Here is a 20,210-nt window from a genome sequence, read left to right on the forward strand (position 1 = left end):
CCTAGCGATCGCGTCGGTCCTTGAATTGAGCGTCTCCGTCGCCCCAGCCATGGTTTCTGTCACCCGCCAAGCGTCCGGACCCGAGAACGGTAGTTTGCTCGTGTGAGATGAGTGGCGCCGTCACCTGCGTCGTCCCACGGCCCGCATCGGCCGCGTCTAGGTACCGATTCCTAAGACCATCGTTCCCAAGCACCTGTTCACTCAGCGTGTTGGCAAATGCAGTTTCCGGTTTTGAGGATCGTGATGCTGCGCGTTCGGCCATCGCAATGGCGCTCCGCACGTCGTAATTGACCGTGTCGAGCGAGGCTCTAGCCTGCGTTGAGACGATCCCGCGATCCGAGATATCGAAATTGAGACTACCGGCAGCGGTGCCAGAAGTGCCCCCTCCCTTGCGTAGTCCGCTGCCGCGCGTTGAGGACCCCGTAAGGTTTGCTGTTGCGGTTTGGCCGTCGCCTGTCTGATGTTCGGCAGAGCGCGACAGCGCTCGTTGCCACCCTGTCTGACTTATGACGGCGGTGATGTCGCGCTCCAGCGTATCGGCCACCTGCGGCTTCAGCCGCCAATTGCCGCGGCGATCCATCTCGAAACCGCCGTGCAGCCAGCGCGTCATGGCCGCGTGGCCCTCGGCGCCCCCGCCCAGGAAATGCTCGATCGTGTCCGGTCCAGCCTGCTTGCCGGCCTCGAACTTGGTCGACGTATCGCTGCGCGCGGATTGCGAGAAGCCGGTGCTGCTCGAGACGAGGAGGTCGTTGTCGGCGAAGCTGAAGCGGGCGTGGCCCCCTCGCGCAATCGCGCCATATTGGCTGTCGTTGATTAGTCCGCCGCGGCGAAGCTGCGCGGCGGTCCGTGGCGTGACATTCATGCTGAGATCACCATTCTGTGTGAGAGCGAGCTGCTTCCTGTCCATCGCAATGCCATGGGCGCGCAACAGGCCCTGCATGCGGGTCAGGCGCTCCTGGTCGACGATCTGGTTGGTCCGCGCATTGCGCCCCCGATCGGCTATGGCATCTGCGCCACCGTCCGCCATGTCTACCTGATTGCCGGCTGCGGCGCCGAGCGTTTTGATGAAGCTGTCGAGGTGGGCAGCTTCGCGGACAGGAACGCCGGCGGCCGCCGCGGCATCAGCGAAGCCGGCATTTTCGGACTGGCGCCGTTGTTCTCCGATCATGGCATTGCCGCGTACGCCGTCTGGACCGATCTCGCGCTGGGCGTCCAGTTTGCCGGACCGCTCGGCGAAATCGTAGCCAGCTGCCTCACGGGTCCGCGCATAGAAGCTGGTTCCTTCGCGTGCCGCCTCGCGGGTCGCCCCATCAGCTGTGCCGACCTGATTGGCGGCATTGTAGGTTTCAAGTGCATGCTCGACCTGAGCCTCGTTCCGCCCCGTCGCGTGGGCTAGCCCGGTGATCGCGGAAGAGCGGGCTTCGCCGGAGAGCGCGTTGATGAAGCCGATGCGCCGCGCGGTCTCCTGGACGGAGAGGCCTAGCATGGCGGAGGCAGCGCGCTGTCCGGTATTGGTGCCGGTGCGCGTGGCCTGCTCGGTGGCGACGTTCCCGCGCTCGGTCGCGGCAACTTGGCCGCCCGCGAAATCGCGGCGGCCTTCCATGGCACCGACCTGCGTCTGGGCGCCCGTAATCTCGTTGCGGAGAACCTGCTCCTGCTTGAAACTGTTGGCGATAAGCTTGCCGAACAGGGGATCGGCAGCGGCGTCGGCGATCACACCGGACGCCTTCAGCTTGGCATCGTCGGCAGAATATCCGTCGCGCTGGAAGTGGCGAGCAGCACCATCCATCATCATCGCGTAGGCGCGCTCGTCGCCGAACGCCTTCCATTGGACCATATTCTGCGCGAACGACGCGAAAGCGCGTTCGCCGGCTTGGCCCTTGCCGAAATAGGTCTGGCCGAGCGAGCGGAGGGCATCGCCCTGCGCGAACTGCTGGAAGGCGGCCGTTGCCGCGTTGGCCTGGACGGCACGCTGGGTTGCGGGATCCGAGAGATCGCCTCCTCTCAATGCGGGTGCCAGGCCGCCAAGTTCGCGTGCGGCATCGATTCCACCCATGCCGAATGCGGGAATTCCGGGTGCGCCTGGTACCTGTCCACCGACAATCCCGCCGGCCTCGCCGAAACCGCGGTTCGCGGCGAAGCTCGATCGTTCGCCGAAATCCCCGAAGGTCGAGACCGCGTTGCGGCGGGCCGAGGTGCCGAAGGCCGAGGCCTGTGCCTCGAGCGCGGAGGCGCGGCCTTCGCTGGTGGCGAGCGGGGCTGCTGCAGCTGATGCCCCGCGAAGGTCGGCAAGCGCACCGCTCGTGACGGCGCTGAACACGTTGCCGGAGAAGCGGAACACCGTGAAGACGAAGGCACCTGCGAGGCCTGCCGCAGCGGTGCGGAAGCTGCCGAAGATGGCGAGCGCTTTCTGGGCCGCCAAGGGCGCCATCAGCCAGGCATTGGCGGCGACGCCGTTGGCACGCATCTCGGCGAGCGCGCTCATCGCGCGGCCAAGCGTCAGCTGGTAAATGCCGGCATCGATCACGCCCCAGAGCGCCACGAATACGAAGAGCCCAAGCGCGAAGCTCGCCACCCTCAGATTAATCGGGGTCAGAATGAACAGCAGCGCGATCGGCACCATGAAGAGCATGATCCCGAACACGGTCGCGCGGATGGTGGGCATCCATTCGTTGGCGACCGAGAGGGTGGCGAGGCCGCTGGTGATGGTGGCGCGATTGGCCATCACGCGAGCGGCGGTCGCCGGGCTGTCCTCGAAGAGCACATCGCCGACCGTGTTGCCGAGCAGGATGTCGGTCATCAGCCCCTGTGTTCCCAAGGTATTGCCCATCATCATCTGCCCGATCTCGCCGAGCTGGCCCTTGCATCGGGCGAGCTGGTTGGTGTCGGTGCCGTCAAAGCCCGAGCGCGCACAGACCTGGTTCTGGTAGCTGGCGAAGGTCGTTGGATCGCTCAGGCGCGACTGAATATTGGCCCAGGCGTCCGCGCAGCTCATCGTCGTGCCGGCCTTGTCGGCGCTCGAATAGACGGTCGAGTAAGTGGCGGGCCCCGCCATTGCACCGAAGGCCGCGGCGAGGTCCGTCGTGGTCCGGAACAGCTTGTCGTCATCGACGCCGTAGGCGGGCGATACCCGCGCGACCGGGTAGCATTGGCGGGCATAATCCTTGACCGTCTGATCGAGGAAGATGTCGGTCATCGGTCCTTGGGGCGTCACCGCGTTGAAGAAGAGGTCGAAGGCGTGGCCGCCGGCGCCGAAGACGATCTTGCTGTCGGGATCGACCGTGTTGTCGTCGATCGTCTCGACCAGCGCATGTTCCATCAAGTTGGTAGTGCCGGCGACGAGAACGAGCAGGTTGGGCACGCCACCGACGGGCTGATAGGCGTTGCGAACCGGGTCGTAGACGTTGACCGTGCCGGTCGTGGCGATCATGCCCACAAACAGGCCGATCCCGACCAGCATCTGGAAGCCGAAGGCGACGAGGCTCATGCCCGAGCCTCGGATCGAGGCGAGTGCGGCGCCCATCGCGATGCCCACCGTCGCGATGATCACCACCAGGGTCTCGTAGCGCGGATCGGCGAAGATGAGGGCGACGAGGTGGAAGGCATCGACCGTCTCGGCGAAGCCATCATAGGTGTAGAAGCTCGTGTCAAGCGCCAGCGCAGGCGAGGCGAGAAGGGCGGCGGCGGCGAGGGCGAGGACGAGGCGGAGCGCGCGCATGTCCGGTCTCACGGGTTGCGGCCGGCGGCGGCGCCGGCGCTGTTGCGCGCGTCCTGATCGCGTTGGCGAAGAAGGCTGGCGTAGGAGGTCGCGAGATGCGCCTGGTTGAGCGCGGCCAGATAGGATTGGCGCATCTGGGCGCGTTGGCGCAGCACCTCCTCGCGAAGGTCGCGCAACTGCTCGATCCCCTTGGTCAGGATCTTCGTCTGGCAAATGTCCTTGCTATTCCCGTCGGCGGCGCCGGCTGAGGTGACGCCGCGCTCCGCGTTGCCGATCGCGAAGTCGAGGCTTCGGGTCAGGTCGTTCAGCATCTGATAGGCGAGGGTCAGCGCGACGAGATCGTCGGTGTCGTCGATCACGCTGCCCGGCACGCCCTGGCGGACGCCCCATTCGAGCATGCGATAGACGGGCAGCGTATGGACGTTGGCGACGAACTGCTTTTCGTCGTCGGTGAGCGTGCCCCGCGTGCGGATCTTGTCGCTGATCGACTGCATCCGGTCGCGGGCGAGTTCGAGCGCGCCCTTGGTGCCGTCCTGTGAGCAGTCGTTGGCCGTCGGCGGCACGTTAAGGGCGCGCTTCTGGACCTTGCCGGTCAGGAAATCGTCCGAGCTCTCGGTATCCTGGAGCGGGCAGGCGGGGATTGCCGAAAAGAGCGGCACCTTGTCGTTCGTATCCCAGCGCATGTAGACGTCCCCGACCCGCGCGCGCATCTGGTCCGCCCAGTCGCCCGCGCCGACGCGGGCGGCAGCATGTGCCAGCAGCGATCCCGTCTTGAAGATGTCCGTGACCTCCGCCGGGCAGTTCTGCAGCGCGTCCTTCAGATCCTCGGTCGGGTTGTTGTTGTTCGCCTGGATCTTCTCGCGGGACTGCTGGTAGCTCTTGGCGAAGCCCTGGGAGATCGACTTCGATCCGGTCATCTCCTCGATGATCCCGGACATGGTGTCGTCGCCCTTGGCGATCTCGACCATACGGTTGGCAAGACGGCAGTCATTGACCTGGATCGAATTCAGGTAATTGGTCGCGGCCTCGAGCTTCGAGATGATATTTCCCATTTTTTCGTCAAGTGTTTCAAGGAGATACTGAAAGGCGACGGCAGGTGCCGCCTGCAGGATGCTCTCCAGCTTCTGGACGAGATAATCGGGATCGAGGAACGACATGCCGCCGAGGAACATGTCGATGCCGCCGCAGCCGCCTTTGATCTTGGGCAGCGTCAGCGACATCAGATAGTCGTTGTGGACGTCGACGCGGCCCGACATCCCGCCGGCGGTCAGATAGCCGCGGGTCTGGTCGTCGAAGCTTCCAGGCGACGCATAGGTCGCATTGTCGAACCAGCTCTCCGCCCAGCTCGCGGCGCTGGCGGGGGAGGCGGCGCCGACGAGCGCTGCCAGGAACAGGAAGACGGCTGTCAGGCCGGTGATACGCACCTTGCTGCGCATTGCGGGCTCCAGTGATGGAAAGGGATAGGTGTTGAGCCCGCCATGCTCAGCGCCGCGACGAAGAGGCCGGCATCCCCACGATGCCTGTGAATTTGGACATGGCGCGGACGCCGACCGCGGCACGCACGCCGGTCAGCATCTTCGTCGCCAGATAAATGTTGCGTGCAAGATTGGGCAGCAGGTCGGTCCCCACTGCGATCGGGATCGTGCGGTTAGGATCGGCGATCGGCCGGACCCAGACGACGGGGTCGCCCACCCATGGCAGCCCTAGCCGGCCGGACCGGAGCATCGCGTCCTCGCGGGACAGGGTCGCGACCCGCCAACCATAATGCGCGCGGAACATGCCGAGCTTCGCCCAGACGTCCGCGCAGGGCAGGCATCCCGGTGAGGTGCTGGCCTCGATCATGAAAGCCGGCGCCTCACCTTTGAGCGTGTCGGCGAAGTCGGGCGGGAAGTCGCGTGTGGCGGGCACCCGATGCAGCCAGGCGTCCATCGCGACGCTGTTGGCGACCGGGTGGATGGCGGCACGCATCGCGGTTTCGCGCGATATCTCCGCCGAGGCGCGCCCGGCGAGGAAGGCCGACAAAGCGACCAGGATGATGAGCGTGATCGCCCGACTCATGGCTGGACTGTTCCCGAAGTGTCGACGAGTTCGGCACCGACCGCGCGGGGATCGCTTGCCGAGACCGGTCCGTTGGCGAGCGCGTCGAAGAAGCCGTCTTCTTCGCCGGCACCTGTCATGAACTGTTCGGGACGGATGTCGCCGGTGAGCAAGCGCACGGCCTGATAGGCCATCTGGGAGAGGTTCGGGTAGGCCTCGACGCCGCTCGCGATCACCATCTTCTGTTGGGAATTGCGCCGGATCACCATCGTCGTCGGGGTGACTTCGACGCCGAACCGTTCACCGAGATCGGGCCGTTGTTCGAGGTCCATCAGCGTCACCTGCCAGCCCATTTCCTCCTGGAAGCGCTGCACGATCGGCCACTGGACGCGGCAATATCCGCACGACGCCCGCGAGAACATGACGAGCGCGAACTCGTTGGCATGCGCGCGGAGATAGCGGCGCCGGGCATCGTCCTTGAACGCCAACAACTGGTCGCGCGCATCGCCTACCATGGGATTGGCCGACTTCGAATTGAGCTCTGGGTGTTGCAGCATCGCGATCTGGGTGACGCCGGCAAAGGCCCGAGCCTTGCGGCGGGCGAAGTCCTCGAGCTTCCAGAAATCCGAAACAGCGTCGACCGTCAGAATCGTGGCAGCGTAATCGCGTTGCTGTTCGATCAGCGTGTGGATCTTCGGTGGGGTCCAGGTGGCGAGCTCGGCCATCGGTGGGATGACCGGCTTCACGAGCGGAGCCTCGTCCGGCTTTGCCGGATCGGCTTTCGGTGGCGGGGCCTGATACCACCAATATCCCCGGCTCTCGTTTGCCACGGGGGTGGATTGTGCGACGGCAGGCGCTGCAGCAAAGAGCGCGAGCATCGTGCACCGAGTGAGCTGATCGATCACAGCACGCGCTCCATACGGGTGAGGCGATCAACGGCCACCGGGCCGTAATAGCGGCTGTCGTAGCCGTCAGGGTGCGAGGAGCCGACATAGGCAAATCCCGCAGGGATCGGTTTGCGACCCCACGCGAGATGGACCAGCGGCTGGCGCTTTCGCCCAAAGGCTTTGCTGACCCCGACGAGGCGGCCGTCGCAATAATACCAGCCATCTTTCTTGCTCGGCGCCATGCGGGAGGGGCGGTCGATCTCGGCCAGCGTCTGCCCGGCCATGCAGAGCGCATATTTGGTGACGTTGACCGGCTTGGGTCCGGCGATCAAATCGGCAAGCCGGAAGGACACGAGATCACCACGATGGATCGGGCCGGGTGCGGCGCGCACGATCCAGGCGTCGATCGACGGACTCATCACCAAGGTGAAGTGCGGGATCGCCAGCGCCGTCGCCAGGCCGACTGGCAGAACGATGCCGTAGGCCTTCCAGAGCTGGTCGGGGCGGGGCGGGGCGCCGAGACCCGACGCGCCGAGTGCGACCGCCGCGCGGAGCGGCAGCAGCCGGATCTCCGTGCAGCCGGACCTAGCGATCGCCCAGGCGAGCTTCAGCATCGCGCACCTCCTCTTTGGCACCGAGGCGACCGGCTTCTTCCAGCAATCCCGAAAGGGCGGCGTCGCCGTAGACGACGGGCGTCGGTGCGGCGGGGGTTTCGCCCCGCTCGCAATAGGCCTGGGTCGGATCGCCCGCGACCATCGCCATGGCGGGCACATGTTCGATGCCATGCTGGCGGAATGCGATCGGGTCGACGACGATCGGCGTTCCCCGCATTGCGCAGGCTGGGCCTTCGCAACCCGGATCGAGCCGCAATATCTCGGCCGAGAGCTTCGCCATCGGCGCGACGCGATGCAGGCCTCCCGGCATGCCACGGAAGGCCAGCGCGCCCCCGGTCTTCTCGAGTGCCGCCGCGTAGGTGCGCAGTTCGTCGATCGGCATGGACGATGAAACGAAAAGCAGAGGCACCCAGCGGACATGGGCGTCTGGCGCGGCGACCCTTGCGAGGCTGACGATATCGGGCTGGCTCAGGCCCAAGGCCTGCCCGACCCGCATAGACATGGTTGTCTGCTGGGCGACGAGACCAGTTTTACCCTTGGCCATTGCCGCATCGGCCCGGCGTGCCATCCCCGGATCCGCCGCCTGCGCATGCATCGCGCTCCAGGCTTTGCGCTGTGTGGCGCCATCGGCCTTCGGCGTTTCGAACGCAGGCAGCGTCATGGCAGGGGCTGACGCCTTGTCCTGCGCCATGGCGTGGCGCAGGGCGTCCATTGCCGCCTGACCCTCCGCCGCCACGTCTGTCGGCTTCGACGGCGGCGCGGCCCATGCCGATGTTGCGCAGCATGTCGCCGTGAGGCCGAGGGATAAAGCGAGGGCGAGGCTATGGGGCGATCGTCTGCATGTACGCATTGATCTTGTCCTTCATATCGACCTGAATTTGCGAGGCAGACTTGCTCTCGATGTCACTGTAATATTCCGACAGATCCATCCGGCTGAAGTCGAGCGCTTGAAACTCTTCGGCCGTGAAGCCACGGCAGTCGGGGTGCTTCACCGGACCCCAGCCGATAGCGTTGAAGTCCTTGAGCTGCGGACGACCCTGCTCCTGGATGATCCGGCCGAGCTTGGTATTGAAACAGCACTGGCTCTTCGCCTTCTGAATGCAGATGCCGAGTATCGAGGAGGCGCAATATTCGCCGACTTCGTGGCACATGCCCGAGCCCTTGAGCATGCCTGTCTCCATGTCTTGGCTATCGCAGCCCTGGAGCAGCGTCTCGATCATGAAGTCGATGGCGAGGCTGATCGCGATCGATGTCGGGTCGATCCCGACGATGATCGCATGCGCGCCGGCGCTCGCTGCCTGGCTCGCGGTCGCCCCGGCCTTGAAAGCGGCGTAGGCCGCCTTGATCCCGGTGAAGAGGTCTTTCGCGACTGTGATCTTGGTCGATAGCGACATGAGCGACGAGCCCATCCCGTCCTTCACGATCTTGCCCTTGTCGGCGCAGCAATTCTGGAACGTGTCGAGCAAACCGGGCGGCCGGCACCGCAACGCCCGCCCGGAGAAAATCTGGATGTTGCCGAGGCAATTGCCGTTCGCATCGACCTGGCCATCATTGGAGGCGCCGGGATCGTCGACGACCAGCTCGCTGACGATCGGGTTCTGGCCGGTGTCGATGCAGGCATTGGGCGAGCAAGTCGGCACCCCGCCCAAGGCTGCGGCCACGCATCCATATTGAGGTCCGAGCGGGCAGGCATATTGGCCGGCGGTGCCGATGGTGCAGCTGACCTGCTGGATCGGGCACTGCCAGTTTCCACCGGCCATCGCCGTGCAGCTGGCGGTTTCGCCGGGATCGGCGGCGTCGCCATTGCCGTTCAGATCGACCGCGCAGATTTCCTCGGCCTGGGCGGGCAGGGTGATGAGCGTCGTCGCGGCAAGGAGGAGGGCGAGCGGCAGGTGTCGGATCATTGCACGCTCCCCGCATTGCAGGTGAGGTCGCTGCCGGCGAGCCGGACGCTCTGCATCATCACCGCGGCCTCGGGGAATTCGTCGAGGCAGCCGCAGGCGCTGACGACCTCCTCGCCAGGTCCGGCCGGACAGATAGTGTCGGTGCTGCCAACGCCTCCCGAACAGGTGTGGTAATAGACATTCCAACCGGTCGGGTCGTTCTGCTGCGATCCTGTCACCCCGACGGGCGCGGCCGCTGTGCTGGCGGCCGGCGCGCGCGTCTTGCAGATCGCTTCGCAGGCCGGGACCGCGGGTTCGCTTGGGCTACTGAACACGGCCGTCGTGGTGGTGACCGTGCCGTTCGCGCTCCTCGTCTGATCCGCGAGCAGGGTCTCGGTCGAATGATCGATGATGTAGGCGCCGCGGCTGAGATCGGGTGCCGCCGTGGTGCCGCTGTCAATGACGCAGCGATATTGGCGGTCGCGCTCGAAGAACGGTCTCGTCAGCGACAATGCGCAGCTGGCAGAGCCAAACTGGCGCGTTTGCGGAAGCGGGGTGAGCCCCGTGTGGACGCCGCCTGTGACGGTTGTGACGCCATCGACATCTTCGCTCAGCAACTGGCACTGGCTCTGGCCTTCATAGCCCGAGCAGAGATCGGCCAGATCCTCGGTCGCCTCGCAGCCCGTATCGACCTCGATACGGACATCGAGATAGCCGCTCTTGTGGCTGCCATGCGCGTGGATGCGGGCATCGATCGTGACGGCGCCCTGGCGGAGCAGGGCCGAGAGATCGGTGTTCGGCGCAGCGCTGTGATCGTCACCGGTGCCGCAGTCGCTGGGCAGCGCGTCGGTCATCCAGGGACCTTCGCCGGCGGACGCGACGATCGTGCCGTTGACACGGGCCTGGAGGAAGTCGGCGGTCTGGATGTCGGTCAGCCGTGCCGAGACCAGCCGATCGGGCTTGGCAACGGTGAAGCGCCCGGTGAAGGTCGGCGGGGGATAATCGCAATTGCCCGTACCGCCGATCCGGTAGATGCGACAGCCGGCGCCGCAGATCGTCACGCTCTCGAATGAGCCGGTCGCGGTGACGATCTCGTCATAGGTCGGCGACGTCACCGTGACCTCGCGCTGAATTGTGCAGCTTCGTGTTTGAGCGACCTTTCCGGTGCCGGCGGGCGAGCCTTTCAGCATCTGGAAGATGCTGTTGCTAGACGCCTGAGATGCGGCATCGGCCTGGATCGCCGTCGGGTTGGACGCATAAGCCGTCTGCCCGACCGCCGGGCTCGATGCGCAGGATGTCGACTGAGCGCCGACATAGTCGATGACCGGCCCGTTGATGCTGGCCTGGGCGGCCCCGTAACGCGGATCGGCGGTGGTGAGCGCGCCGACGACACCTCCGCCGAGATCGCCGAGCACCGAGGGCATGTTGCTCCAGGCGAGATCGTGGCCGCAGCTGTTGTTGATGCAATAGCAGCTGGTCAGGTTCGGCATGTCGACCTGGGTCAGCTTCAACGCGCCCGCGCCGTCGACCGCCCACTGGAAATCCTCGCACGCATCCCAGGTGCCGGGCGTGCACGAGATGATGCCGTTCGCGCAGATGCCCGAAACCGGCATCGGCAGCGTCAGCGCGGTATCGAAGCTGCCGTCGAAATTGGTGTCGCGACTGATCGTGACCGTGCCGAGATCGCCGGTCGCCGACGGCTGGACGAGCAGCTCCAGCCATTTTGCGCTCTTCTCGCACGCGAGCGCGGCGGTGAAGCTGGTCTTGCCGTCGATCGTACTGATCGGCTGGCCGGAGAGGCCCGGTGTCACGACATTCTGGAGCAGTGAGTTGCTGTCCGACGTTCGGGCGCGCGACGCGGCGGCGGCGGCCTGCGCCCGGTCGGCCATGCTCTGCGCGTGCGCGGTCGCGCTGCACCCAATCAGCATCAGGGCCACGGGAAGGCAGGGGCGCACCTTCATGATTCCTGGGCCTCGACCACGATGATCCTGCGGGTCGCCACCAGGAATCGAAGGTGGAGGTCACCATCGTCGGTGGCCACGCGAAACATGGCCTTCGAACCGAAAAGGGTCAGCGCGGCCTTCGCCCGGACGGGGAGCTGAGGGGGCCTCTCCTCGCCCGGACGAGGGGGCGTGGCCGCGCTGACCGCGGGAATGGCATTGCCGGGGAGGGGCGTGGCCATTCCCGTTCCCCGCATGGATGCGTCGGCCTCATGGCCAAGGCGGGCAGACCAGAGTGGGCCGCATCCACACGGGAAAAGATGCAAGGGGCTCATGGCGCCGACACTCCGGCGCAGCAGATCACCTTGTTGAAGAGCATGAACTGGGCGTTGTCGTGTGCCGGCGCGTGCATGGCGCTCGTCCAGAGCGAGCCGGCGCGTCCGATATTGACGCATTGGCCGCCCTTCACGGGCTCGAGCATCTGGAACTTGTAGCGGGACTTCTTCCAGATCGGCGTCGGGATATCCGAGCAGCCATCCGACGAGCTGATTGTCGAGAGACCGAGCCTGCCCATCATGAACTGGCCGCGCGCGGCGAGGCCCGCCCAGGCCTCGACGCTGTCGTCGAAATGGATGTCGCCGCCCAGCGGATAGGTCGAGCCCCAGCTCCCCATGCACCAGAAGAGCGGGTCGAGCACCTTGCCGGCAGCCGCCGCCGCGCTGTCAGCCATGCAGGCGAGACCGGCAGCGGGGTTGCCGAACAGGATACCTTCGGGCTGGATGATCTCGCCCAATGTCTCCGACTGCCAGGTCGGCAGGATCTCGGTCATCAGCGCGACATCGAAACCCTTGGTCTCGAGGCAGGGCAGGTCGGTGAACATGTCGAGCATGGCCCAGACCGGCGAGATGTAATAATGCATCTGGGCGAACATCTTCCGGGTGTTCGTCCCGTCCGAGATGGACGACTGGCTGCCCTGCAGCTTGCCGTGGGTGGGCAGTATGTCGGTGCCGAGCGCCATCATGCAGTAGGGCTGCGTGACGACATCGACCATCCGCGACGGCGACCAGAAGCTCACCTTCACGCCGAACCAGAAGGTCGCGCCCTTGCGGCAGGCACATAAGGGACTCTCGGAGGATTGAGCATCGAGCGCGGTCGAGAGCTTGTCGAACGTGCCGATCTTCACGCCCCCGATGGTGATAGGGAAGATGCAGGTCCACTGGACCTTGGTGATCGGATTGAAGACCGCGTCCGCGGGACAGGCCGAGGCATGCGCGGGAGCGAGCGGCGCCAGCCAGAGCGCAGCGGCGCCTGCCGCCAGGCGGAGCATGGAGGCGAGGCGGATCATCGCGCCGTCCTCGACACCGGCGCCGGGGCGCGCTCGTCCAGCACCAGCTTCGTGCCGGCCTGCGATATGATGACCGGCGCGACGGTCAGGCCCAGGCGCTGGCGCACGGCGTCTTCGAGGATGAAGATCGGGCGGCCGACCTTCTGCGAGAGCGCGATCGGATCTGGGGACGGAGATGACCCTGAGGCGAGCAGGATCCAGTCGGTCGGCCTGGCCTCGTCCAGCGCCCAGCCGACCTCGCCGGCATGCACCACGATCAGCCGCTGGGGCAGGCGCACATAGGTGAGCGGATTGAAGGTGAAGCCCTTCGGGTAAAGCACGCGGCCATCGGGCAGGCGGATGTCGTCGCCGAGCGTGTAGAAGGGCACGACGGTACGGACGGCATTCCGACGCGCGACCCCAAGCGCCGCGCTGCGCATCGCGGTCCAGTCCGAGCGCGGCCCGAACCTGCTCGTCATCGGCGGGAGCGATGCGACCTTGCCCTCGATCTCGCTCAGCGCATCGGGCTCGGCGATCGGCCAGGTCCGCCCGATCGTCGACGTTGCAGCCTCGGCTGGCAGGACCAGCGTGGCCGGCGCCAGCAGGAGCGCGGCGAGACCGGCGGCTTCGATCCATGCGGGCCGGGCCTGATGGGCGAGGGACGCGGCGATCATGATTTCGGCCTCGCGAAGGCGCGTTCGCCGAAGACAGCGACGAGCAAGGTGGCGATCGAGAGCAGGACCAGCGTGGCCGCGATCGCCGCCAGCGTGCCGTCGAGCGTGGTCGCGTTGCCGAGCAGCAGCACGCTGGTCACGATCAGCAGCAGCTCGCCGCCGATCAGCAGGCGCGCCGTCCAGTTGGCCGGGCGTGTTGAGAGGACGCCCCTCATGCCTGCCTCCGGCGACGGACGCGAGACACGATCCATCCGGCGGCCCCGGACGCCAGGATCAGCACCCCGCCGCTTGCGAAGCAGGCACCCGCGACGATGATCGCGCTGCGGATCACTTGGGCCCAGGACTGGTGGAGCGAGAAACCGGCGACCGCGACGAGCATGCCCATCATCAGCGTCTCGATCAGGATAAGCCGGATACGCCAGCGAAAGGCGTCTGCCTCTGCGCGGACCGCGACGCGCGCCTCGATGATCCGCTCCATCTCGTCCTCGCGCGCGAGGTGCAACTGGAGCTGGTCGGGATGGGGATGAACCTGACCCATTTCTGTCACTCCGCCGCGACCGGCAGCACCGGCTGCCCGAGGATGGAGGCTGGATCGATGCCGGCGAGCTCGCAGACCGCTTCGAGCGGCGATCGGCCGGCGCGGACCTTGGCCTCGAAGGCGGCGACCTCCTGGGGCGCGGACGTATTGATCCAGTAGGAGAAGGGATCGACGACGAGGCGCGCGATGCCCAAGCCCAGCGGCGAGTCGATGAAGACCTCGCTGTAATGCGGCTTGTTGTTGCGGACCGACTTCAGCAGGTCGAGCACGAAGCCCGAATAATCGAGGATCTTGTTGTCGACCGCCTTGTCGTAGGTCGAGCCCTGCAGCAGGAAGCGGGTCGCGGCATTCTCCAGGATGACCTGGCCGGTGCCGCCGAACAGCATCAGGTCGTTCATGCTCTGCAGCACGATCCCGAAGCTGCCCTGGTATTTTCGCGCGCGGCGATAGCCCTGCGCGAAGGCCTCGGCGAGCCGCGACAGGTCCTGACCTTCGGTCCGGGTCATGAACTGGGCGGCTTCGTCGCAGAGCACGAAGCGCGGCCGGTCGCGCTCCGAGAGGTAGAGTTCCTGCGTCAGCGCGTTCACCACCACCATGACGATGACGTTGAACAGGTCCGGCATGTTCTTGAGGCGCTCGAGCTCGAGCACGACGAATTCGTCATGCGCGATGTCGAAGGTCGAGGGTCCGTTGAAATAATGGCCGTAGACGCCGTCGCTCGCGAAATCGCGCAGGTTGAAGGCGAGCTCGCGCGCGACGGGGATCAGATGCTCGACCCGGTCGAGATCGCTAGCGGCGAATTCCGGGTAGGAGCCGAGCCAGGCGCGGACCGCGTCGATCCCTTCCTCGGCATGGCCTTCGTCGATCGTCCACTGGACGGCCGACTTGAGCAGATTCCATTCCGAGGTGGTGACGCCCTTGCGGGTCGCGGCATTGGCCATCTCGGCGACGATCGCGACCGCCATGCTGATCGCCGACTGGCGATCGTCGCCGTCGAGCGCGAGGCCGAGGTCGAAGGGGTTGAGGACGAGATGCTCCTCGCCCACGTCGATGTAGCGGCCCGAGCAGAGCGTGCAGAGCTTGCGGTAGCTTCCGCCGATATCGATGATCCGTATCAGCGCGTTCTGGGCAAAATATTGCAGGCAGAGATTGTTGAGCAGGAAGCTCTTGCCGGCGCCGCTCTCGGCCGAGACGACGAAATTGTAGTTGTTGATGCGTGGATCGAAGAGATCGAGCGTGACGAGCTGACCCTTGCGGCCGACATAGAGGAGGGCGGGGCGGCCGCCGCCGCGGAAGTCGGTCTGGATCGGCGCCATCAGCACCGCGCTCTTCACCGGCATACGGAAATCACGTTCGAGGAGGCGCAGCGTCTTCCTGTCCGGATAGAGGCCGAAGGGGAGGCTCATCGGCAGGAGCACCGGGTTCAGGTAGCTCTCCTCCTGCATCATGAAGGGGAGCGGCTCGGACTCCCACAGCCGCTTTGCCCTGGCGGCCATCTCGCGGGCATGCGCGCGGTCGCGGCCGAACACCCAGAGCGTCGGGATCACGCGGACGAACTTGGAGGTGCCGGCCTCGTCCAGCACCCAGCCGATCTCCTCGATCTGCTTGCCGACCTCGACCGCGAAGCTGCCCGCCGCCTTCTGCGCCGACAGGATCTGGGCACGCTTGTGAATCTCGAACTGGCTGTGATCGAAGAGCACGTTGAGAGTCAGCAGGAAGGGACCGCCAATCTGGTCGCTGTCCTCGGACGAGCCACGCATGCCGCCGGTGAGCCGGTTGGCGCGCTCGGCGGTGATCCGGCGGGCGGGCGACTTGGGCGTCAGGCAGCGCGCGACATGGTTGCCGAGGAACAGCTCCGGCCCCTCGAACGACAGATCCGGCCCCGCATCGATGATCTGGCGGCGGATCGGTGGTGCAGCACCACCGTCGACGGGCTTTGCGGTGAACACGCCGGGTGCGTCCGCGTAGACGCCGTTGAAGATGCGACGATAGAGACTGACCGTTTCCTCCGCGGCCATGCGCCGGATACCGAGTTTGGCGAGCTGCTCCTCGACCTGGCGGCGCAGGTCTTCGTCTAGGGGCTTGGAAGCCTTGATTGACAGGAAGGTCCGAAAGTTGCGCAGTGGAATGCCGTGCAGCGCGCGAAGCCCGTGCCGACCGGCATGGAGATAGTCGGCGGTGTGGCGCGCCGACGCCTGGATCAGCGGATCGTCACGGACCTTGAGATCCTGGTAGGCGTCGAGCGACGGCGCGATCAGCGGATCGGCGAAGCTGTGCAGCTGGAGCACCGTCCCTTCCGGGAAGTGGATATTGAGCAGGCCGAGCAGCGCCTGGTGAACGTGGCCGAACATGTAGGCTGACGGGATCAGCTCCCACCCATAGCCCCAGCCGTCGTCGATGCAGAGGAATGCCTCCTCCTGCTCGCCCCAGGCGACCAGCGGCAGGTAATCGGAATAGCGATCGCGGGCGACAGAGCTGCGCAGGCGCGCGAGCGTCATGTCGCTGGTCTTCGCGGCGCTCACGGCTTCTTCTCCGGAGCGGGCTTGAGACCCGTGGTCGGGAGCGTCGCCGGCAGATCCTCGTCGCCGGGTTTCTCGTGGACCTGGCCAAGGATGGGCGCCTGGGCAGCCTGGCTGGCCGGATCGACGAGGTAGTCGCCGACCACCCACTCGGGCCGTTCGAGGATCGACCAGATATAGCGCGGCATGTAAAGCCGGTCCGGCCGCTGCCTGTCGGCATAAGGCAGGATCAACGTGCGGACCGTGCGCGGAGCTTTCAGCATCGGCGTCGCCGGCTGATCGAGCAGGCCACGAAGCTCCGCATAGATACTGTCGCGATAGCCGGCGAAGGCGGGCGGCGGCGGCGTTTTGCCATGCGGTGCCCTGGGCGATGCTGCAGCCTGATTGGCGCCGTGGGCGTGCAGCAATTTCTTGTCGTTCGTCACCGCCGGATCGGATGTCGATACCCGGCCGGCAACGGCATCCTGGTACGCCTTGTCCGGCGAGATGCAGACGCCGTGGTCGCTGTTCTTGCAGCCGAACTTCTCCGGATAGGGCGACATGACCGAGCCGACCGCGGCGCAGCCGCTGAGCATCAGCATTGCAAGCATGATGCTCGTATGGCGGGCAGATTGAGGGGAGCGGATCATCAGAATTTCACTCCTGCCGTGGGCTTGATCTCGAGGGTGACGCCCTCCTGGACGACCACCGTCACATCCTTGCCGGCGCCGACCTCGACGATGGGGCCGGCCTGGCGGGCGAGATCGAGGTAGAAGTCGGTGAGCTTGTCCGAGGACTTGGAAAGGCCACCCGCGACGCCGGTCTTGATGGAGTCGGTCGGGTTGAGCGTGCGCACCGATCCCAGCGCCGAGACGCTGTTCTCGCCGAACGTGTCCTGCACCGATTGCGAGATGCCGCTGATCGTGCCGGCGATGAAGGCGCGGGCAAGCGTCGCGCCGGCCCGGGTGATGACCTGGCCCGAGAGCCCCTTCTTGCCGTCGGCGTCGACGAAGAAGCCTTTGACCGTCTGGTCGACCACCGAATGGTCGTCGAAGTCGACGCAGGAGAGCGAGACGAGCTGGACCTCGACGCGCTCCTTGGCGAGGCTTCCCGTGGCGTTGCCGATGACGAAGCAGCCGGCGAGGTTGGCCTTGACGTCATTGGGCAGCACCGCCGGCGCCTGGACCCGCGCGATGATCGGCTCGGGATTGGACGTCGCGTCCCGGCTGGCCAGCGCGTCGATCCCCGTCAGAAGCCTGGCTGCCATGAAACCAGGCGGCAAATAGATCGTCCGATTCTTTTTTTTCGAGTCCGCGCCATTCCCGGCCTGGCTCGCGTCCTTTGGCACGATGGGCGCGGAAGCATCCCCAATCCCGCCCACAAGCTTTTCCACAGGCGGCGCGGGCGGCGCTGATGGGCCGGATGGCGGGGGCGGAAGGCTGTCATCCTCGGCGCTTTTGGCGGCGCCTTTCGCGTCAGGCGGTGTCGGCGGATAATTGACCGGCACGTCGGGGAGCGCAGGGGGCAGCGGACCGGCATCGTTCGGCGTCGTGCTGCCATCGGCGGGCGGCGCCTTGGACCCGATCTGGATCTTGCCTTCCTCGATCGCGGATACCCGGTCGCCCAGCAGATTCTGCCCGTCGAGCACCTTCTTCAGGTCACCGCGGAGCTTCTCCTCGAGGCTGTCGCCGCGCAGGCCCGCGCCCATGTCGAGCTTGGCAGCGCCCGTCGCGGGCTTGACCGCCTGGTGGCTATGTCCGGATGCGGTGTAGAGCGCGATGCCGAGCACGCCGATCGCGGCGCCGACACCGATCTGCTTGGCGCGCAGCTTCTGGCGCGAGCCCAGGCTCTGCCACCGCGCGCGTAGCAGGTCCGGTATGCCGCTCGTCGCGGGGGCAGCCGGAATGGCATCGCTGGCGTCTGGCGTGTGGCGCGGGAGAGGGGCGCCGTCGTCTTCGGTGGTGGGGCGGATCTCGTCGGTCATTTGGCCGCCCCCCGCCGCACGATGATCACGCGGGCCACGTCGCCGGGGCCGGCGGTGGCATGGTCGAGCGTGACCGCGAAGATGTTGGCGCCGAGCGCGCTCGCAAGGAAGCTGCGCTCGTCGAGCTTCATCGGAGTCTGGGCGCCGACCAGATATTCGCTGGCCGACAGACCCGAGCCTTCGATTGCGAGGCGGCGACGCTCGTGCAGCGTCGCGCCGGTAAGCGTCGGCAATGCGATGTCGGTCGCCGACGGCGCGGTCTCGGTGAAGGATGCCGGCACGCGGTCCTGCAGCAGCGCCAGCGTGATCGAGACCGCGCGTTCTTCCTCGACCAGCGGGCCGAGCAGCGCCTCGTTGTCGCGGGCCTTCTGGGTAGCACCCGGCGCCAGCACCACGGTCTGCGCAGGGATGTCGGCGGGCTCGGCATAGAGCGGATAGTCGGCGCCATTGCACGACACGAAGAATTCAGACGGCGTGGTGACGTAAGAGCGCGTCACCGCGCCGGCGTCGTCGGTCTCCTTGACCAGGAACTTGATCCAGGCGTCCGACCCGCCTTTCTCGACCGTGATCTGCTTCTCGGCGGAGAATTTCACGTCGTCGATGTCGGATCCCAAGCAGACGACATGATTGATGTCGTGGTTGGAGAGGCGGATCCGGCTGGTCTGGTCGGGCAGCGCGGTGATGGACTGCGCGAAGGCGGGTGCGCCGATCGCGAGCGCGAGGCAGCCGGCGGCGATCCGCCGCTTAGTGGACGTCGGCATCGAACTGCTCCTCGGTGAGGCGGGTCAGCCAGAAGCGGCCATTGTCGATTGCGTAGCCAATCCTTAAGTTTCCGCGGAACTTGCGGATCACGCCGCCGATCACGCGGACCTTCTCGACCGGCACGACGATGTCGCTGTTGGTGAAGGTCACCGGCTGGTCGGAGCGGATATAGGTCGCGATCGAGAGCGTCGGATTGTCGGCGAGCTCGTCGAGCAGCTGGTTCAGCCCGTCACGCACCTGGTCGTAGGCCGACGGATGGACGATCGAGAGCAGTTCCTGGAACTGCCGGTCGGCCGAATAAGCGGAATATGTGCCGGCGAGCGAGACGATGTTGCGAGTGACCGTGCGGAGATAGCCTTCCGACGGCTTGTTGCCGGTGACGTAGAGGTCGCCGCCGGCACCGAACGGCACCAGCACGGTCCGCTGGTTTTGGTTCGACGTGTAGATCAGCAGTCCGAGCACGGCGGTGATGCCAAACAGGCCGACGATCGCGACCTTGAGCAGCCTGTTCTCCTCGAACAGATTGGCCGAGCCCTGCAGATAACGATGGATGCCGAAGCTAGAGGGCTTGCCCTTGAGCTGGCGCTCCTCCGTCTCGTGATGATCCTGGGGGCTAAGGAAATCGAGCATGGTCCGCCTCATTCGAAGAAGCGGGTCTGGGTCGGACCCGGATAATGACGGAAGGCGATCAGCCCCCAGCGCCAGGCGAGGTGGGGCAGGAAGCCGCGGGGCTTCGATCGCTTCCAGGGAATGAAAAGGAGAAGGGCGCCGATGAGCAACCAGCCAACCAGCCCCCCGATGATGGCGGCCACGAAGATGGTCGACATCACCAGGATGAACTCGTCCGATCCGAACCACAGGATCTGGACCGGCCGATGAAGATACTGGGGCAGACGCTCGTCCATCGCCCTTCTCCTCCTGCTTCCTGACCCACCGCGACTGCGGCGGTCATTCCAGGCGTCCCAGCGACGCCTGGCTCTGGGGCCGGGCGAGCCCGTCAGGGCCGCCCGGCCGATCGCATCAGACGACCATTCCGAAGGTCTGGAGGATGGTGTCGGCTTTGATCAGGCAGACCGCGGCGACGATGGTCGGGATGCCGATCATGACGTTCGAGAAAAGCCGCGACACGCCGAACAGGAAGGCGGCGACACCGCCCACGAAGCCAAGCGGCCCCTTCACACCCTTGTTCACGACGATGTCGTAGATGTCGTAGCCGAGGTCGCCCTGGGCCGGTGCGGTGAAGGCATGGGCGCCGCTGGCGCCGAGCACGCCGATCGCGGCGAAAGGGACACCGATACTCGCGAAATGGGCGACACGTTTTCCGATCTTGCGGATCATGAGAGAACTCCCT

The 20,210-nt window shown here is 66.0% G+C and carries 20 protein-coding genes; all 20 read right to left on the bottom strand.

Translation table 11 applies throughout. The features are described from left to right. Position 1: 1 nt before the first annotated feature. A complete protein-coding gene (locus tag HZF05_RS10865) occupies positions 2 to 3,718 on the bottom strand; it encodes a conjugal transfer protein TraG N-terminal domain-containing protein (RefSeq protein ID WP_160366062.1) in 3,717 nt (1,238 codons plus the stop codon). 8 nt (positions 3,719 to 3,726) lie between these two features. Further along, on the bottom strand, positions 3,727 to 5,154 hold the full coding sequence (locus tag HZF05_RS10870) for a conjugal transfer protein TraH (RefSeq protein ID WP_160366063.1): 1,428 nt from the start codon (positions 5,152 to 5,154) through the stop codon (positions 3,727 to 3,729). A gap of 46 nt (positions 5,155 to 5,200) precedes the next feature. Further along, positions 5,201 to 5,776 carry a thioredoxin domain-containing protein gene (locus HZF05_RS10875; RefSeq protein ID WP_181638844.1) on the bottom strand — a complete coding sequence of 192 codons (576 nt, stop codon included), beginning with the start codon at positions 5,774 to 5,776 and terminating at the stop codon, positions 5,201 to 5,203. Continuing rightward, the gene (locus HZF05_RS10880; RefSeq protein WP_160366177.1) at positions 5,773 to 6,633 is read right to left on the bottom strand and encodes a conjugal transfer protein TraF; all 861 of its coding nucleotides are present in this window, start codon (positions 6,631 to 6,633) and stop codon (positions 5,773 to 5,775) included. The genes HZF05_RS10875 and HZF05_RS10880 overlap by 4 nt, the downstream gene beginning before the upstream one ends. Positions 6,634 to 6,656: 23 nt before the next feature. Beyond that, positions 6,657 to 7,256, bottom strand: coding sequence for a S26 family signal peptidase (locus HZF05_RS10885; RefSeq protein WP_160366064.1), 600 nt, complete (start codon positions 7,254 to 7,256; stop codon positions 6,657 to 6,659). Continuing rightward, positions 7,228 to 7,992 carry a type-F conjugative transfer system pilin assembly protein TrbC gene (locus tag HZF05_RS10890; protein WP_343046873.1) on the bottom strand — a complete coding sequence of 255 codons (765 nt, stop codon included), beginning with the start codon at positions 7,990 to 7,992 and terminating at the stop codon, positions 7,228 to 7,230. The genes HZF05_RS10885 and HZF05_RS10890 overlap by 29 nt, the downstream gene beginning before the upstream one ends. Positions 7,993 to 8,077: 85 nt before the next feature. Beyond that, a complete protein-coding gene (gene traN, locus HZF05_RS10895; RefSeq protein WP_160366065.1) occupies positions 8,078 to 9,160 on the bottom strand; it encodes a conjugal transfer protein TraN in 1,083 nt (360 codons plus the stop codon). Then, the gene (locus HZF05_RS10900; protein ID WP_246331878.1) at positions 9,157 to 11,100 is read right to left on the bottom strand and encodes a hypothetical protein; all 1,944 of its coding nucleotides are present in this window, start codon (positions 11,098 to 11,100) and stop codon (positions 9,157 to 9,159) included. The genes traN and HZF05_RS10900 overlap by 4 nt, the downstream gene beginning before the upstream one ends. Continuing rightward, positions 11,097 to 11,321, bottom strand: a complete 225-nt coding sequence (locus HZF05_RS10905) for a hypothetical protein (RefSeq protein ID WP_160366066.1) — start codon at positions 11,319 to 11,321, stop codon at positions 11,097 to 11,099. The genes HZF05_RS10900 and HZF05_RS10905 overlap by 4 nt, the downstream gene beginning before the upstream one ends. Before the next feature lie 89 nt (positions 11,322 to 11,410). Next, on the bottom strand, positions 11,411 to 12,424 hold the full coding sequence (locus tag HZF05_RS10910; protein ID WP_160366067.1) for a TraU family protein: 1,014 nt from the start codon (positions 12,422 to 12,424) through the stop codon (positions 11,411 to 11,413). Then, a complete protein-coding gene (locus HZF05_RS10915) occupies positions 12,421 to 13,077 on the bottom strand; it encodes a conjugal transfer protein TraW (RefSeq protein ID WP_220129796.1) in 657 nt (218 codons plus the stop codon). Before HZF05_RS10915 ends, HZF05_RS10910 begins: the two co-directional genes overlap by 4 nt. Next, positions 13,074 to 13,292, bottom strand: a complete 219-nt coding sequence (locus tag HZF05_RS10920) for a hypothetical protein (RefSeq protein WP_160366068.1) — start codon at positions 13,290 to 13,292, stop codon at positions 13,074 to 13,076. Before HZF05_RS10920 ends, HZF05_RS10915 begins: the two co-directional genes overlap by 4 nt. Continuing rightward, the gene (locus HZF05_RS10925; RefSeq protein ID WP_160366069.1) at positions 13,289 to 13,615 is read right to left on the bottom strand and encodes a hypothetical protein; all 327 of its coding nucleotides are present in this window, start codon (positions 13,613 to 13,615) and stop codon (positions 13,289 to 13,291) included. The genes HZF05_RS10920 and HZF05_RS10925 overlap by 4 nt, the downstream gene beginning before the upstream one ends. Positions 13,616 to 13,620: 5 nt before the next feature. Beyond that, a complete protein-coding gene (locus tag HZF05_RS10930; protein ID WP_160366181.1) occupies positions 13,621 to 16,113 on the bottom strand; it encodes a TraC family protein in 2,493 nt (830 codons plus the stop codon). 20 nt (positions 16,114 to 16,133) lie between these two features. Further along, positions 16,134 to 16,724: a TraV family lipoprotein gene (locus HZF05_RS10935; protein ID WP_246331880.1), complete on the bottom strand. Its 591-nt coding sequence runs from the start codon at positions 16,722 to 16,724 to the stop codon at positions 16,134 to 16,136. A gap of 38 nt (positions 16,725 to 16,762) precedes the next feature. Continuing rightward, the gene (locus tag HZF05_RS10940; protein ID WP_160366071.1) at positions 16,763 to 18,097 is read right to left on the bottom strand and encodes a TraB/VirB10 family protein; all 1,335 of its coding nucleotides are present in this window, start codon (positions 18,095 to 18,097) and stop codon (positions 16,763 to 16,765) included. After that, on the bottom strand, positions 18,094 to 18,858 hold the full coding sequence (locus HZF05_RS10945; protein WP_160366072.1) for a type-F conjugative transfer system secretin TraK: 765 nt from the start codon (positions 18,856 to 18,858) through the stop codon (positions 18,094 to 18,096). The genes HZF05_RS10940 and HZF05_RS10945 overlap by 4 nt, the downstream gene beginning before the upstream one ends. Then, positions 18,842 to 19,489, bottom strand: a complete 648-nt coding sequence (locus tag HZF05_RS10950) for a TraE/TraK family type IV conjugative transfer system protein (RefSeq protein WP_160366073.1) — start codon at positions 19,487 to 19,489, stop codon at positions 18,842 to 18,844. The genes HZF05_RS10945 and HZF05_RS10950 overlap by 17 nt, the downstream gene beginning before the upstream one ends. An 8-nt stretch (positions 19,490 to 19,497) precedes the next feature. Further along, the gene (locus HZF05_RS10955; protein ID WP_160366074.1) at positions 19,498 to 19,764 is read right to left on the bottom strand and encodes a type IV conjugative transfer system protein TraL; all 267 of its coding nucleotides are present in this window, start codon (positions 19,762 to 19,764) and stop codon (positions 19,498 to 19,500) included. 115 nt (positions 19,765 to 19,879) lie between these two features. Next, a complete protein-coding gene (locus HZF05_RS10960) occupies positions 19,880 to 20,197 on the bottom strand; it encodes a hypothetical protein (protein ID WP_160366075.1) in 318 nt (105 codons plus the stop codon). Positions 20,198 to 20,210 lie beyond the last annotated feature (13 nt).

Origin of the sequence: Sphingomonas chungangi, from assembly GCF_013778325.1 — a bacterium.
Taxonomy (GTDB): domain Bacteria; phylum Pseudomonadota; class Alphaproteobacteria; order Sphingomonadales; family Sphingomonadaceae; genus Solisphingomonas; species Solisphingomonas chungangi.

Excerpts from the sequence above, each read along its gene's own strand:
- HZF05_RS10935 (WP_246331880.1), bottom strand. The coding sequence starts at position 16,724 with ATGCTTGCAATGCTGATGCTCAGCGGCTGCGCCGCGGTCGGCTCGGTC.
- HZF05_RS10925 (WP_160366069.1), bottom strand. The coding sequence starts at position 13,615 with ATGGGTCAGGTTCATCCCCATCCCGACCAGCTCCAGTTGCACCTCGCG.
- HZF05_RS10900 (WP_246331878.1), bottom strand. The coding sequence starts at position 11,100 with ATGAAGGTGCGCCCCTGCCTTCCCGTGGCCCTGATGCTGATTGGGTGC.
- HZF05_RS10910 (WP_160366067.1), bottom strand. The coding sequence starts at position 12,424 with ATGATCCGCCTCGCCTCCATGCTCCGCCTGGCGGCAGGCGCCGCTGCG.
- HZF05_RS10865 (WP_160366062.1), bottom strand. The coding sequence starts at position 3,718 with ATGCGCGCGCTCCGCCTCGTCCTCGCCCTCGCCGCCGCCGCCCTTCTC.
- HZF05_RS10870 (WP_160366063.1), bottom strand. The coding sequence starts at position 5,154 with ATGCGCAGCAAGGTGCGTATCACCGGCCTGACAGCCGTCTTCCTGTTC.
- HZF05_RS10930 (WP_160366181.1), bottom strand. The coding sequence starts at position 16,113 with ATGACGCTCGCGCGCCTGCGCAGCTCTGTCGCCCGCGATCGCTATTCC.
- HZF05_RS10945 (WP_160366072.1), bottom strand. The coding sequence starts at position 18,858 with ATGCCGACGTCCACTAAGCGGCGGATCGCCGCCGGCTGCCTCGCGCTC.
- HZF05_RS10955 (WP_160366074.1), bottom strand. The coding sequence starts at position 19,764 with ATGGACGAGCGTCTGCCCCAGTATCTTCATCGGCCGGTCCAGATCCTG.
- HZF05_RS10880 (WP_160366177.1), bottom strand. The coding sequence starts at position 6,633 with ATGCTCGCGCTCTTTGCTGCAGCGCCTGCCGTCGCACAATCCACCCCC.
- HZF05_RS10950 (WP_160366073.1), bottom strand. The coding sequence starts at position 19,489 with ATGCTCGATTTCCTTAGCCCCCAGGATCATCACGAGACGGAGGAGCGC.
- HZF05_RS10920 (WP_160366068.1), bottom strand. The coding sequence starts at position 13,292 with ATGAGGGGCGTCCTCTCAACACGCCCGGCCAACTGGACGGCGCGCCTG.
- HZF05_RS10915 (WP_220129796.1), bottom strand. The coding sequence starts at position 13,077 with ATGATCGCCGCGTCCCTCGCCCATCAGGCCCGGCCCGCATGGATCGAA.
- HZF05_RS10905 (WP_160366066.1), bottom strand. The coding sequence starts at position 11,321 with ATGGCCACGCCCCTCCCCGGCAATGCCATTCCCGCGGTCAGCGCGGCC.
- HZF05_RS10940 (WP_160366071.1), bottom strand. The coding sequence starts at position 18,097 with ATGACCGACGAGATCCGCCCCACCACCGAAGACGACGGCGCCCCTCTC.
- HZF05_RS10885 (WP_160366064.1), bottom strand. The coding sequence starts at position 7,256 with ATGCTGAAGCTCGCCTGGGCGATCGCTAGGTCCGGCTGCACGGAGATC.
- traN (WP_160366065.1), bottom strand. The coding sequence starts at position 9,160 with ATGATCCGACACCTGCCGCTCGCCCTCCTCCTTGCCGCGACGACGCTC.
- HZF05_RS10875 (WP_181638844.1), bottom strand. The coding sequence starts at position 5,776 with ATGAGTCGGGCGATCACGCTCATCATCCTGGTCGCTTTGTCGGCCTTC.
- HZF05_RS10960 (WP_160366075.1), bottom strand. The coding sequence starts at position 20,197 with ATGATCCGCAAGATCGGAAAACGTGTCGCCCATTTCGCGAGTATCGGT.